The sequence below is a fragment of the Parabacteroides hominis genome, from assembly GCF_014287585.1.
Lineage (GTDB): Bacteria > Bacteroidota > Bacteroidia > Bacteroidales > Tannerellaceae > Parabacteroides > Parabacteroides hominis.
Genome location: NZ_JACOOJ010000012.1, coordinates 1 through 14,319 on the forward strand (window position 1 = coordinate 1; position 14,319 = coordinate 14,319).

A 14,319-nucleotide genomic window follows, 5' to 3' on the forward strand; every position below is an offset into this window, starting at 1 on the left:
CTTTGCCTTCTTCGCTATAGCCTTTAACATCAAGAAAATGTGTGCAAAACTCGCTAAAGAAGGTTATACAACCCTTTATAAGCTGATTTATACCCTATACAGCCGACGGAGAACCCATTACAGAACGAAAATGGCAATTATTACTTATACAACTCGGAAAATTGCGGCATAGAAAAATACTATATCGGGAAAAGGAGGAAACGATATAAAAAGAGGATGTGTCGGTTTTGACACACCCTCCTGCTCACAGTTGTCGACAAGTCTGCTCACAATTGTCGACAGGCCTGCTGACGGTTGTCGACAGGTAGTTTCCGTTGGGCAAAATCCCGATACTTCGAAAAAAGTTTCCTTTTTCGTTAGGGATGTTTCCCGCTTATTTGCTTTATTAATAGAAACGGAAAAAATGGAAAAAGAAACACTCTATAAATTCTTTGACGGAAAAGCTTCCCGCGAGGAAAAAGAAGTTGTCCGTACCTGGCTGGAATCCTCTCCCGAAAACGAGCAAGAGCTTTTCAGGGAACGCGAGTTTTTCGATGCGATGATCCTGTCGGGCAGCACGAAGGCAGCCGGGACGGAAAAGAAATCCCGTCCTTTCTACCGGACCGTCTTGTTCGAAGCCATAAAGATCGCCGCCGTATTTGCCATTACCGTCGCCTGCGGAACGTATCTCTATAAGTCGGAAATCCGGAAGATAGGCGAGGCCATGAATACGATCACCGTCCCCGCCGGCCAGCGTGCAAACCTGACTTTGCCGGACGGCACGAACGTCTGGCTGAACGCCCGCTCGGAAATGCGCTATCCCGCAGCTTTTACAGGTGATAAGCGGGAGATAACCCTGGATGGAGAGGCTTATTTCGAGGTGACTCGCAATGCGGACAAACCTTTTGTTGTCCAGACCGCAAAATGTAATGTGGAGGTGCTGGGAACGAAGTTCAATGTGGAGGCTTATGGCGACTCGGAAGATTTCTGCACGTCGCTGATGGAAGGCTCGGTACGGGTTTCCGACAGGAAGAACCCGTCGGAGAGTCTCGTCTTGGCGCCTAATCAACAGGTATCTTTGATCAACGGGCATTTGCAGTCGAAACCGATTGCAGACTTCGACCTTTTCCGCTGGAAAGAAGGATTGATCTGTTTTAAGAATATGAACTTTGAGGAGTTGATGTCCCGTTTTGAAAAATGCTACGGTATACATATTATTATAGAGAACCCCAAATTAACCGATTATGTCTGTAGTGGCAAGTTCCGCATATCGGATGGCATAGACAAGGCGTTGAGCATTTTGCAGAAAGATGCCAAATATACGTTCGAGCGGAATAAGGATGAATCGGTGGTTTACATAAAGTAATGTTTAATCTTAAAACAGAATGCCTATGATACACGAGAAAGGTTAACCTTCAATGAAAAATGCCGATAAATGTCCCCACACTTACCGGCATAGACTTAACACAATTATTTAACTGTATTAATAAACTTGATTTCCAAAGATATGAATAAAAAATCTTTGTCGGCGTCTTATTCTGTAAAAAGACCTCGATGTAAACAATTTTTTAGAATCATGAGAATAACCACCTTGTTATTATTCGTGTTCATTTTCTGCATGCACGCAGAAAACTCCAATTCTCAGAATGTAAACGTTACGATCAAAAGAAGTAACACCGAACTTGAGAATGTGTTGAACGATATTGAGAAACAAACTGATTATCTGTTTATTTACAACAAGTTTGTGAATGTAGACAGAAAAGTGTCTGTTAACCTGAAAAAAGCCTCTCTGGAGGAAGTATTGGCAAATCTGTTCGCCGGAACGGATGTGAAATACTCTGTCGATGGTTCGTATATACTACTGTCCGCAGGTGGAACGACCACTACTATCCCTTTGTCTGCACAGCAGGGTAAAACAATCAGCGGCGTGATTACGGACAACAACGGCGAACCGGTCATCGGCGCCAATGTGATCGAAAAAGGTTCGAGATCAGTCGGAACGGTAACGGATGTCGACGGTAAATTTACGCTGGCGTTGGACAAACCTTCCGCCACGCTGGTCGTGTCTTACATCGGCTACCTGACGAAGGAAGTGCCTGTCGGCAACCAGTCCGTCCTGAGGATCGTCTTATCCGAAGATACCCAGAATCTGGATGAAGTCGTCGTGATCGGTTACGGTTCGGTAAAGAAAAGCGACTTGACCGGTGCTGTCGGTTCTATCCAGGTAGACAAGGTGCAGGGTATCAGCGTGAAATCTGTAGACCAGATGTTGCAGGGACGTACTTCCGGTTTGTATATGGTGCAGAATTCAGGTATGCCGGGTGCAAGTTCCACCGTCCGTATCCGTGGCGGCAACTCTATTTCCGGCGGTAACGAACCGTTGTATATCATCGACGGCATGCCGGTTTATCCGAGTGCGGATGCAAGCCAGACGGCATTAAGCCCGCTGAACTCGATCCCGACATCGGATATCGAATCGATAGAAGTTCTGAAAGATGCTTCCTCGACAGCCATCTACGGTTCCCGTGGTGCGAACGGTGTTATCATCGTCACGACCAAGAAGGGGAAAAGCGGAAAAACATCCGTAGCGTTCGATGCTTATTGGGGCATCCAGAATATCTACAAGAAATATGACCTGTTGGATGCCCGTTCATTCGAGAAGCTGGCAAATGAGGCATTGGTAAATTCAGGAGGTGCAGCGATATATGACGAAAGCCTGACTCCGGCAACGACGGATTGGCAGGGACTGACTTCCAACGACAATGCGTTGACCCAGAATTATCAGTTGACGGTTTCGGGTGGCAACGACAAGACGACTTTCCTGACTTCTTTCAATTATTTCGACCAGGAGGGGGTTGTCAAAGCGACAGAAATGAAGAAGTATGCTTTTCGTGCCAATATCGACCATAAGATATCTTCAACGATTAATATGGGCATAGCCCTGACAATGACGAAGGTCGATAATAACCGGGTGGGAAATTCCATCCTTATGTCCCGTCTGACTACGCCGCCGAATATTGCCGTTAAGGATGAAAATGGCAACTATAAGTTTAGTGACGAGAATGGCGTGACCACGTTTGATAACCCGGTTGCTGTTATCAATGAAAAGGTGGACTGGCATACAAGTTTCCGTACGTTGAATAATGCGTTTGTGGAATGGAACATTATTAAAGGGCTGAGTTTCAAATCTTCAATCGGCATCGATATCGGTTATTCGACAAACAAGAGCTATAATCCCCGTTCGGTCTATTCCGGTAGTCAAAAAGGAGGAGAAGCCAAGAAGATCGCGAATAATAGCTATACGTGGATTAATGAAAATATCCTGACCTATACGAATACATGGGGCGTACACTCATTTACCGGATTAGTAGGATATACTCAACAATCATCTACTTCCGACAACTTCAATGCCGGTTCGTACGGTTTCTTGAATGACAACCTGCAAATGAATAATCTGGGTTCGGGTACGACTTATACGGCTCCGGGTTCAAGTGTCGCAAAGTGGGCGCTTAATTCTTACCTGGCGCGTGTCAACTATACCGTCAATAATAAATATTTATTGACAGCCTCTATCCGTGCCGACGGTTCTTCCCGCTTTGGCAGGGATAACCGCTGGGGATATTTCCCTTCTGCCGCACTGGCCTGGAGAGCTTCGGAAGAACCGTTCATCAAAGACCTGAATATCTTCAGCAACCTGAAACCCCGTATTAGCTTTGGTATTACAGGCAACCAGGATGGAATCGGGACTTATCCTTCCTATGCACTATTAAAATCTGCCGGATATGTGGCTGACGGCGAAAAGGTGACCGGCTATTATCCTTCCCAGGTTGCCAATACGAACCTGAAATGGGAAACGACTGCCCAGTTTGATGCCGGTATCGATTTCGGCTTTTTCAATAATCGTTTGACAGTGGTTATCGACGGATATTATAAAAAGACCAGCGATTTGCTGTTGAAGGTCAAGATTCCGGGATCTTCCGGCTTCTCTTCCGGTTTGAAGAATATCGGCGAAGTGGAGAACAAAGGGTTTGAATTGGCTATTAATGCGACTCCGGTAGAAGGCTCTTTTACCTGGAACACGAGCTTGAACCTTACTTATAATAAAAATAAAGTATTGAGTTTGGGAGAGGTCTCTTTCATTTATCCGGATCAGCCGGGGCAGGATGGAACAGGAATACACTTAGGGCGTATCGTGCAGGTCGGACAGCCTTTGGGAACATTTTACGGATATGCGTATGATGGAATTTTCAGTACATCGGACGACATCGCTTCTTCTGCCCAGCCGACAGCTAAACCGGGAGATGTCCGTTTTAAGGATATAAGCGGGCCGAATGGAGTTCCCGACGGAATGATCAATGACCTCGACCGTGTCATAATCGGTTGCGCACAGCCTAAAATTTTCGGAGGCTTTAACAATACGTTCGCGTATAAGAACTTTGACCTGAATGTGAATATGATTTTTACATTAGGCAATGATATTTATAATGGTACGAGAGTGACGATGGAGGACATGCAAGGAGCTACCAATATGTTCGCCTCTACGATGAACCGCTGGACTCCGGAGAATCAGAACGCCCCACTGCCGCGTGCGCTTCGTTCGAAAGCCGTGATGCGCGTTTCCGACCAGTATGTGGAAAACGGTTCTTACCTGCGTTTCCAGAATATTACGTTAGGGTATAATGTCCCTTCCGGATTCCTCGGCTTTACGAAGTATGTATCGGGATTGCGCGTGTATGCTTCTTTGCAGAACTTCTTCACGATTACGAGCTATTCGGGTGATAATCCGGAAGTAAGTAAATACGGACAGGATAATTTAGGAGCCGGATATGATGCTTTCTCTTATCCGTTTGCAAAATCGGTGTTGTTTGGTTTGAATGTTAAATTCTAATGCAATCTAAGTAGTTATGAAAAAAATAGCATTAATGATATTAAGCTCAGTTATGTTGAGCGCATGTACGGATATGGATCTGGTTCCGGAATCCAACCTGAGTCCGGAAAACTTTTTTAAGTCTGAAGAAGATGCGAATGCTGCCTTATATGGCACTTATGCAGCTTTTATGGATAATGATATTTATAATCAGTTCTGGGAAGTATTGCAGAGCCAGGGGACGGATGACAGCGAATGGGGCGGAGGCCGCACGACGAATAACCTCGATAAAAATGCCTTGGATAAATTTGAGTTTGATGGAAACACGAATTTGGTTTATTCTGTTTGGACCAAGCATTATGTAGGTGTGAACCGTTCCAATTTCTCGATTGAGAATATAGCGAATATGAGTAGCGACCAGATTAAAGATGATGTGAAGAAAAGACTGATCGGAGAAGCTAAATACTTACGTGCATTTGCCTATTTCAATTTGGTCCGCGTGTATGGAGGCGTGCCTTTGGTGTTGAAACAGACTACGAAGCTCGAAGGGCTGGAAGTTTCCCGCAATACGGTGGATGAATGTTATGAACAAATCATCTCGGATCTGCAGGAGGCTAAATCCGTCCTTCCGTCTGTGGGACAACTTCCGAAGGGCTACTTGGGACGTGCGACGAAAGGTGCGGCTACGGCTTTGCTGGCAAAGGTCTATTTAACCCGTGGCGATTATCAGAACGTTGTAAAAGAAACGGCCGAAGTGATGCAGATGGGATATAAACTTTATGATAACTATGCCGATAACTTTGATGTTGAAAAGGAAAATGGACAAGAATCTATTTATGAAATCCAATATAAGCGGAATACGCCGGGAGTAATGGGCAGTAACTTTAATGGGTTTTACCGTCCTCCTTTTGTGAATATAAACGGTTGGGTCGGTTACGGAGATGACCCGGTTACCCGTAATCATTATGAATGTTATGAGGCAGGCGACCTGCGCCGGGATGTAAACGTACGTTTATATACAAAAGAAGAATATCCGAATATGTCTTCTAATTATGAATTCCCTTGCTATGTCAATAAGTTTTTGGATCCGTCGCCATTGGCAATCAGATCCCAGGGCGGAGAAAATAACTATCCGATACTGCGTTATTCGGACGTCTATCTGATGCGTGCGGAAGCGTTGAATGCTCTTAATCCTTCTGATGCGGAGGCATATAATTGTTTGAATACGGTACGCCGCCGTGCTTTCGGGCTTAATATGAACGAGGCTTCGGACATTGATATTAAGGCAGGTTTGAGCAAGGAAGATTTCTTGGATGTAATCCTTTTGGAACGTCGTAAAGAATTTGCCTTTGAAGGACAACGCCGTTTTGACTTGTTGCGTACGCATAAGTTGAAGGAGGCTATGATGGCGCAGAATCCGACTATTGGAGCAATGGTAGAGGAGAAACATTACTTGCTTCCTATACCTGTGACTGAGTTAGATGCGAATAAGTTACTGGAACAAAATCCGGGATGGTAATATGAAAAGAAGAAATTTTATAAGAAACATAAGTTCTTTAGGCTTGGCATCTGTGGCGGCGGGGACACCTTTCGCTGCAGAAAGTCCCGAAATCGGTAGTTTGCCGGGAAAATCGAAAATACCGGTATATGATGATTGGGATGTAATAGTTGTGGGAGGAGGACCTTCGGGATGTGCTGCGGCTACGGCTGCGGCACGCGAAGGTGCCAAAACCTTGTTGATAGAAGGAACCGGCGCTTTAGGCGGAATGGGTACTTCCGGTCTGTTGAATGCCTGGTGTCCCTTTACGGATGGCGAAAAGATCATTTATAAAGGGATTGCGGAACAGGTTTTTCTGGAATCGAAAAAGGGCGTCCCTCATGTCCGTTATAATGACTGGGTCCCTATCAACGGAGAGTATCTGAAGGTCGTGTATGACGATTTGGTCATGTCTGCCGGAGTTTCCGTTCTCTTTTTCTCGACTATGGCCGCTGTGGAGATGAAAAAGAAAGGGGTTGTGGATGCAATCGTTGTTGCCAATAAGGCGGGATTATCGACATACAAAGCGAAGGTCTTTATCGATTGCACGGGTGACGGAGATCTGGCGGCCTGGGCCGGAGCCGATTTCGTGATGGGAGATGAAAATGGTTCCGTACAGGAAGGGACTCTTTGCTTTACCTTGTCCAATGTCGATCCTTATGAGTTTTCTTTAATAGGAAGTGTCCATACCAACCGGAAGAATGGCCCTGTTCATTCTATTTATGGCAATCCTAAATATCCTTTGGTAAAGGACAAGCACATGAATGATAAGTTGATCGGGCCGGGATTTGTTGGCTTTAATGCCGGGCATGTGACTGTCGACAGTACGGATCCTGCCTCTTTGACCGAAGCGATGATGAAGGGACGTAAACTGGTACGGCAGTTGCATGACGGGTTGGTCGAGTTTGAACCTAAGTCGTTTGGAGCTTCTTTTCTGGCAAGTACGGCTAATTTGATGGGAATCCGCGAAAGCCGCCGGATAAAGTGTGATTATACCTTTACGTTGGAGGACTGGCTGGCTCGCCGGGAGTTCGAGGATGGTATCGGCCGTAATAGCTACTATATAGATGTCCATAAGCAGGATGCCACAAAGTATCCCCGTTATAAAAAAGGTGAATCTCATGGGATTCCTTTCAGTTGCCTGACACCTGTGGATTTGAAGAATGTAATGGTGGCCGGTCGTTGTATCTCGACGGATTCCTATGCTCATGGCAGCCTGCGTGTAATGCCGCCTTCTTTGGTTACCGGCGAAGCGGTGGGTGTCGCTGCCGGCCAGATTTGTAAGTCGAAGTCTCCCGATGTCCACAATGTCGATATTCAGCAGTTGCGGAAACGGTTGAAGGAAGTGGGACAACTGATCTGATTCTGTCTGTTAGTAATTTTTGAGAAGGTGTGCCAAACCGTTCTCTTCCCGTGCTTGACGCAGGGAGAAAGGGATTTTGACGCACCTTCTCATTCTATCGTTTATAGAAGGATTACTTTCTGGTGTTTTTGGTATTTTGCGGAGTGTATTTGTAGAATATACATTCCGGGTCTGTCGGTAATCCGAATCACCTGCGAACCTTGCCGTATTTCCTTTTGAAGCAAACATTGTCCCATCATATTCAATAGCCTGATATATCCTGTTTCCGGAATATTTCTCAGATATAGCTGTTTGTCTTTTATGAAGAAATGAAAATCCTTTGTATGCGGATTCCCGATAGCTGTGTTTTGCTTGGCGGGATGAGGTTCGGCAATGCTTTTGTTTAAGGGTAAGTTTGTTTGGATTATCTCCATTGCTTTTGTGGATGTGCTGTTGGATGATACTTTCAATTCAGTCGGTGAAGAGGCTTTTATGAAGAACGCGGCAAAAGGTGGGAGGGCATAGTTGCTGTTGAGGGAATAGGTTTTATAACCGCTCCCGTCATATACATAGATATTTCCGTCCAGCGCCATGTTCTTTTCTATCCCGGACAATAGGAGTGGTGCGGGTAACGGATTACCACATAAATACCAGCCGTAGTTTTCTTCGTTACCGGACGTTATGTCGCTGTCTAAAGGGATCGTTATGGCTCCTGTATTGCCGAAGTCTACGAGAATATCATCGGGGCGGGATGAAAAAGTTATAGTTTGCTCTGTTGCTTTCTCATCTAATGCGATCAGGTAGCCTTTGTTCTTTTCAAATAATGGCGTGTTGTTGGAGTTGATAGCTGCAACTTCCCAGTTACCGGTAGATTGGTTAGTCGATGCCCGCTTATCTCCATTGTAGGATTGGACATAGAAATAGTTGCCTCCGTCATTAGGCGTATCATCCTTTTGCTCAAAACGGGGATCGATACCGGATGGGTAAACGTCGAAAGGGAAAGATATAAAATACCATTTACCGGCTTTCTCAAACGTCTTGTGGAAGGTGACATGATCGGAAATGATTATTTCTCCTTCCGAACGGATGGAAGCATCGGTTTCGAACAAATCTAAGTTATTCAGTGATAACCGGATGTTCTGAGCTATTTGTAGATTGCCAGAACTGACCGCGGCATTATTGCAATAAGTATTTGTCGTTATGGTTGCATTGCCATTTATAAGCGCATTCCTGTGACGGAGTGGAGGAAGATGCGACCAGCGGATGGTGTCGTTCCAATCACCGGTTCCGGTGAACAGGGAATAGATCGGTATTTTCCCGGTGGCATAGATAGAATCAAGCATAAAAGAACAAGTTTCCGGATTGTCCGGCACTCCCGTCTGAATTGTCAAGAGAGATGGGTTTTTAGTAATGTGGTTGACTTGGTATCCATCTCGAAGCATACCATCTAATGGGACGGTGATTGACTCCATTTTACCAGATCGGAATGTCTGGAAGATAAGTTTTTTCTTGGAGGTAAGGTTGTTCGCATTGATGTGGGTATGTATTTCCACATTGTTGTATAAGGAAAGGGAATAAGGACTGAACGCCGCACTACTTCCTACGGGTAATTCGAGTGTATGATTTTTATCAACTACTGTAGCTTCGCCTGATATATCATATTCCCAATTATCCCATTCCGAATCCCCGAACGTCTGCAACCTGAACGTATCAGAAACAAGCGTATTGTTACTGCTGTTTACAAAACTTTCCCATGAAGATGGATTGGAAACCTGTGCGTGGAGTTGATAACTTGCACCGAAGAATAAAATCTTTACAAGTGCAGACTGAACAAAGTGTATGACTTTCTTTTTCATAGTTAATACTATTTTGGATTGATATTATGGGTACAAATATACATAAATAATTGAATTTACTATCTTTGCCGTATGAAAGAATTTATTATATCTGAAGCACAGACAGAAAAGGCTGTTCTCGTAGGGCTGATTACTCCTGAACAGAATGAACAGAAAGTGAAGGAATACCTGGATGAATTGGCTTTCCTGGCCGATACGGCAGGTGTCGAGGCTGTGAAGCGTTTTTATCAGAAACTGGATTATCCGAATTCTGTGACCTTTGTCGGTTCCGGCAAGTTGCAGGAAATAAAGGAATATGTGGTGGAAAATGAGATCGGGCTGGTGATATTCGACGACGAACTTTCCGCCAAGCAATTGCGTAACATCGAGAAAGAGTTGCAGGTGAAGATTCTGGACCGTACGAATCTGATTCTGGATATCTTCGCCCGGCGTGCGCAGACAGCACATGCAAAGACGCAGGTGGAACTGGCGCAATATAAATATATGTTGCCCCGCCTGACCCGTTTGTGGACACACTTGGAGCGTCAGCGTGGCGGTGTCGGTATGCGCGGTCCGGGTGAGACGCAGTTGGAAACGGATAAGCGTATTATCCTGGATAAGATATCCAAACTGAAACGGGATCTGGTCGAGATCGATAAGCAGAAAAGCGTGCAACGGAAGAACCGCGGAAAGATGGTTCGCGTGGCCCTGGTCGGTTATACCAATGTCGGAAAGTCCACGTTGATGAACCAGCTTAGTAAAAGCGAAGTGTTTGCCGAAAACAAACTGTTTGCGACGCTCGACACGACCGTCCGCAAGGTGATTGTCGACAACCTGCCTTTCCTGCTGTCCGACACGGTCGGCTTTATCCGCAAGTTGCCGACCGAGCTGGTCGAATCTTTTAAATCGACTTTGGATGAGGTGCGTGAGGCGGACTTGTTGGTGCATGTCGTCGATATCTCTCATCCGACGTTCGAGGAACAGATCGAGGTGGTGAACCGCACCTTGTCCGAAATCGACAAGACGGAGAAACCGATGATCATGGTGTTCAATAAGATCGACGCTTTCACTTTCGTGCCGAAAGATGAAGATGATCTGACTCCGCGTACGCGTGAGAATATCGACCTCGACGAACTGAAACGTACCTGGATGAACAAGATGCAGGATAATTGCATCTTTATCTCGGCTAAGGAACGGACGAATATCGATGCGCTCAAAGCCTTGCTGTACGAGCGGGTGAAACAGATTCATATTACACGTTTCCCTTATAATGATTTCCTTTTCCAACAATATGATGAAGAATGAGTGAAGGATATTTAAGGAATCTGCAATCGGAAGAAATTGTAGATTTGGAGATAAACGGTTGTACTGCCGATAATTGGGATAATGTAAAGGTCGCCACTCCTTTTTATGCCGAGCACGTTTGCAACGTCCATTTTTCGGGGAGTGTGGCATTGGGCCTTTTTGAAAAGGAGTTTACTCTTCCGGGAGGAGTGAAGAAACATAGCGGCATCAGGAATGCGACTTTGCATAATTGCGAGATCGGCGATAATACGCTGATTGAAAATGTGCACAACTATATCTCTAATTATTTCATAGGCGATGATTGCTTCATACAGAACGTGAATGTAATGTATGTGGAAGGAAGATCCTCTTTCGGAAACAATGTCGAAGTGTCCGTCCTGAATGAGACGGGAGGTCGTGAAGTGCCTATTTATAACGACTTGTCCGCATCATTGGCCTATCTCATCGCTTTGTACCGTCATCGGCCGGCCTTAATACTGCGTTTGCAGGCTATGATTGCCGATTTTGCCGATCTGCAGACTGGCAGCTATGGCTTTGTCGGTAACCATGTGAAAATAATCAATACCGGAACTGTGCGCAATACCGTGATTGCCGATTATGCGACGGTCGAAAACTGTACCCGTCTCGATAACGGTTCGATTAACAGTAATGAGACTGCTCCGGTGTACATCGGCGACAGTGTGATTGCAGAAGACTTTATCATCTCTTCGGGGGCTGTGGTTGCCGATGCCGCCAAGATTATCCGTTGCTTTATCGGGCAGGCTTGCCATGTGACGCATAACTTCTCTGCGCATGATTCACTTTTGTTCAGCAACTGCGCTTTTGAGAACGGAGAGGCTTGCGCCATCTTTGCAGGGCCTTTTACGGTGTCGATGCATAAGAGCAGCCTGCTGATAGCCGGTATGTATTCGTTCCTGAATGCCGGAAGCGGTTCGAACCAGAGCAACCATATGTATAAGTTAGGCCCCATCCATCAAGGGATTGTGGAGAGAGGTTCCAAGACGACCAGCGATTCCTATATCCTGTGGCCTGCACGTGTCGGGGCTTTCTCTCTGGTAATGGGACGCCATCACCACCATAGCGATACATCGGATATGCCTTTTTCTTATCTGATAGAGAAAGACGATGAGACGTATCTTGTCCCCGGCGTGAACCTGCGTAGCGTCGGCACGATCCGTGACGCGCAGAAATGGCCGAAGCGTGATAAGCGTACTGATCCGGAGCGCCTGGATATGATCAACTATAACCTGCTGAGCCCGTATACCATCTACAAGATGATGAAGGCTGTCGGAATCCTGAAGAACCTGCAGGAGTTGGTGGGCGAGACATCTGAAGTCTATTATTACCAGAATACCCGTATCAAAGGTTCTTCTTTGCGTACGGCCCTCGACCTCTATGGCATGGCTATCAATAAATTCCTGGGGAACTCCCTGATCAAACGCCTGGAGGGAACTGACTTCCGCTCTATGGATGAGGTCTGGGCGCAGTTGAAGCCGACCTCTTCGGCTGGTCGCGGGGAATGGCTGGATCTTTCCGGACTGATTCTTCCTCGTGAGGAATTGGATGGATTGATTGAGAAAGTGGAGGAAGGTGAGATCGCTTCGCTTGACGCGATAGAAGAGTTCTTTGCTGCCATGCACTCCAATTACTATGATATGGAATGGACATGGGCCTACGATATGCTGGAAGAATATTATGGCGTGAACCTGTCGTCCATATCGGCAGCGCAGATCGTCGACCTTGTCCGCCGTTGGCAAGACTCGGTGATCGGATTGGATAACCTGCTTTATAAAGATGCAAAGAAAGAATTCTCCCTTACCTTCATGACCGGTTTCGGCGTGGACGGCTCGGATAAGGAGAAACAGGAAGATTTCGAAGGCGTGCGCGGAGCATTCGAGAGCAACCCCTTTGTCACGGCAGTCAAAGAACATATTGTTGTCAAAAGGGCTTTGGGAGACGAGTTGATCGAACGCATGGAACGGCTGCTCTAATCCCGCGGCTTGCTTCGTGGATGATGTTCCAGTATCTCCTTCCGCAGGAACTGGCGGTCGATATGTGTATAGATTTCGGTGGTGGTGATCTTCTCATGCCCTAACATCTCCTGGATAGCGAGCAGGTTGGCGCCACCTTCCAGCAGATGGGTGGCGAAGGAATGGCGGAACGTGTGCGGGCTTACGTTCTTTTTGATACCTGCCATTTCCGTTTGCTGCTTGATGATATGGAAAACCATGATCCGTGACAGGGCTGTTCCCCTCCGGCTCAGGAACAGGATATCTTCAAATCCCTTTTTTACCGGAACATGATTGCGGTCATACAGATAATTTTTGATCTCTTTGATGGCCGTCCCCGAGATGGGGACCAGGCGTTGCTTGCTCCCTTTTCCTTCCACCTTGATAAAACCTTCGTCGAAATAAACATCCGTGAAGCGCAGCGAGACCAGTTCCGACACGCGCAGCCCGCAGCTATACAAGACTTCGAGCATCGCCCGGTTCCGCTGTCCCTCCGGCAACGTCAGGTCGATCGTGTCTAAGATGCTGTTTATCTCGTTGACAGTTAGAACTTCAGGGAGTTTCAATCCGATCTTGGGCGATTCTAACAATTCGGTCGGATCAATTGTTATATAATCGTCTAAGAACAGGAATCGATAGAAAGATTTGATCCCTGAAATGATCCTTGCCTGCGAACGTGGATGGATACCGATATCACGCAAACGGGCAACAAACTGTTGCAGGTCGTCATACGTGACATCTGCGTACTTCTTACCTTCGCTTTCGACAAAGTTTGTCAGTTTGTCGAGATCTGTCAGGTAAGCGTCGATAGAGTTGGCAGAGAGCGCTTTCTCTAAACGGAGATAAATTTTATATCGTTCTATTTTGTCATTCTCTTGGTGCATCGGAGTCTATACATTATGTATGTGTCAAATTAAATCATTACCTTTGCCGGATATTTTCTGCCCGTTCAAGGGTAGTGCAAAGGTAATAAATTACGGCAAAATGAAGAAGATTCAGATTATTAACGGCCCCAATCTTAATCTGTTAGGCAAGCGCGAACCGACAGTCTACGGAAATGCTTCGTTTGAAGGCTATCTGAGTGAATTGCGCGCGAAGTATCCGCAATGTGAAATTGCTTATTTTCAGAGTAACGTGGAAGGCGAGATGATAAATAAGATCCATGAGGTCGGCTTCGATTACGACGGGATTATTATGAATGCAGGCGCTTATACGCATACATCCATTGCCCTCCACGATGCAATAAAAGCTGTAACGACTCCGGTAGTGGAGGTGCATATTTCAAACGTACATGCCCGTGAATCTTTCCGCCATGTCTCCATGATTTCCGCCGCTTGCAAAGGGGTGATCCTGGGATTCGGACTGGATTCGTACCGGTTGGCGATGGAAGCGCTTATTTAATTGACAATTAAAGGAGAGATAAAGCTGTCGTTATTTGGAAAAGA

General features: G+C 46.0%; 9 protein-coding genes and 1 pseudogene. 8 read left to right on the forward strand and 2 right to left on the reverse strand.

Translation table 11 applies throughout. The features are described from left to right. The 5 genes and pseudogenes from H8S65_RS21390 to H8S65_RS08700 all read left to right on the forward strand — a co-directional run. Positions 1 to 172, forward strand: a pseudogene (locus H8S65_RS21390) (IS5/IS1182 family transposase); the annotation flags it as partial. Positions 173 to 403: 231 nt separating this feature from the next. Beyond that, positions 404 to 1,345 carry a FecR family protein gene (locus H8S65_RS08685; RefSeq protein WP_186929598.1) on the forward strand — a complete coding sequence of 314 codons (942 nt, stop codon included), beginning with the start codon at positions 404 to 406 and terminating at the stop codon, positions 1,343 to 1,345. Positions 1,346 to 1,555: 210 nt separating this feature from the next. After that, positions 1,556 to 4,867 (forward strand): TonB-dependent receptor, encoded by a 3,312-nt coding sequence (locus H8S65_RS08690; protein WP_186929599.1) that lies wholly within the window; start codon positions 1,556 to 1,558, stop codon positions 4,865 to 4,867. A 34-nt stretch (positions 4,868 to 4,901) separates the two neighbouring features. Beyond that, positions 4,902 to 6,365, forward strand: coding sequence for a RagB/SusD family nutrient uptake outer membrane protein (locus H8S65_RS08695; RefSeq protein WP_255489100.1), 1,464 nt, complete (start codon positions 4,902 to 4,904; stop codon positions 6,363 to 6,365). A gap of 1 nt (position 6,366) precedes the next feature. Further along, on the forward strand, positions 6,367 to 7,746 hold the full coding sequence (locus H8S65_RS08700; RefSeq protein ID WP_186929601.1) for an FAD-dependent oxidoreductase: 1,380 nt from the start codon (positions 6,367 to 6,369) through the stop codon (positions 7,744 to 7,746). A 101-nt stretch (positions 7,747 to 7,847) separates the two neighbouring features. Here H8S65_RS08700 and H8S65_RS08705 read toward each other — a convergent pair whose 3' ends face one another. Further along, complete coding sequence (locus H8S65_RS08705) at positions 7,848 to 9,581, reverse strand: T9SS type A sorting domain-containing protein (protein WP_186929602.1); 1,734 nt, start codon at positions 9,579 to 9,581, stop codon at positions 7,848 to 7,850. 72 nt (positions 9,582 to 9,653) lie between these two features. Here H8S65_RS08705 and hflX point away from each other — a divergent pair, with 72 nt between their 5' ends. Both hflX and H8S65_RS08715 read left to right on the forward strand, forming a co-directional pair. Then, entirely contained in the window at positions 9,654 to 10,865 is a 1,212-nt protein-coding gene (gene hflX, locus H8S65_RS08710; protein ID WP_186929603.1) for a GTPase HflX, read from the forward strand. Next, a complete protein-coding gene (locus tag H8S65_RS08715) occupies positions 10,862 to 12,856 on the forward strand; it encodes a DUF4954 family protein (RefSeq protein WP_186929604.1) in 1,995 nt (664 codons plus the stop codon). The genes hflX and H8S65_RS08715 overlap by 4 nt, the downstream gene beginning before the upstream one ends. On the opposite strand, the gene xerD is transcribed toward H8S65_RS08715, so the two are convergent. Next, positions 12,853 to 13,758: a site-specific tyrosine recombinase XerD gene (gene xerD / locus H8S65_RS08720; protein ID WP_186929605.1), complete on the reverse strand. Its 906-nt coding sequence runs from the start codon at positions 13,756 to 13,758 to the stop codon at positions 12,853 to 12,855. The genes H8S65_RS08715 and xerD overlap by 4 nt on opposite strands. Positions 13,759 to 13,858: 100 nt before the next feature. Between xerD and aroQ the strand changes: the two genes are divergently transcribed. Continuing rightward, on the forward strand, positions 13,859 to 14,275 hold the full coding sequence (gene aroQ, locus H8S65_RS08725; RefSeq protein WP_186929606.1) for a type II 3-dehydroquinate dehydratase: 417 nt from the start codon (positions 13,859 to 13,861) through the stop codon (positions 14,273 to 14,275). Positions 14,276 to 14,319 lie beyond the last annotated feature (44 nt).

Excerpts from the sequence above, each read along its gene's own strand:
- H8S65_RS08685 (WP_186929598.1), top strand. The coding sequence starts at position 404 with ATGGAAAAAGAAACACTCTATAAATTCTTTGACGGAAAAGCTTCCCGC.
- H8S65_RS08690 (WP_186929599.1), top strand. The coding sequence starts at position 1,556 with ATGAGAATAACCACCTTGTTATTATTCGTGTTCATTTTCTGCATGCAC.
- H8S65_RS08695 (WP_255489100.1), top strand. The coding sequence starts at position 4,902 with ATGATATTAAGCTCAGTTATGTTGAGCGCATGTACGGATATGGATCTG.
- H8S65_RS08700 (WP_186929601.1), top strand. The coding sequence starts at position 6,367 with ATGAAAAGAAGAAATTTTATAAGAAACATAAGTTCTTTAGGCTTGGCA.
- H8S65_RS08705 (WP_186929602.1), bottom strand. The coding sequence starts at position 9,581 with ATGAAAAAGAAAGTCATACACTTTGTTCAGTCTGCACTTGTAAAGATT.
- hflX (WP_186929603.1), top strand. The coding sequence starts at position 9,654 with ATGAAAGAATTTATTATATCTGAAGCACAGACAGAAAAGGCTGTTCTC.
- H8S65_RS08715 (WP_186929604.1), top strand. The coding sequence starts at position 10,862 with ATGAGTGAAGGATATTTAAGGAATCTGCAATCGGAAGAAATTGTAGAT.
- xerD (WP_186929605.1), bottom strand. The coding sequence starts at position 13,758 with ATGCACCAAGAGAATGACAAAATAGAACGATATAAAATTTATCTCCGT.
- aroQ (WP_186929606.1), top strand. The coding sequence starts at position 13,859 with ATGAAGAAGATTCAGATTATTAACGGCCCCAATCTTAATCTGTTAGGC.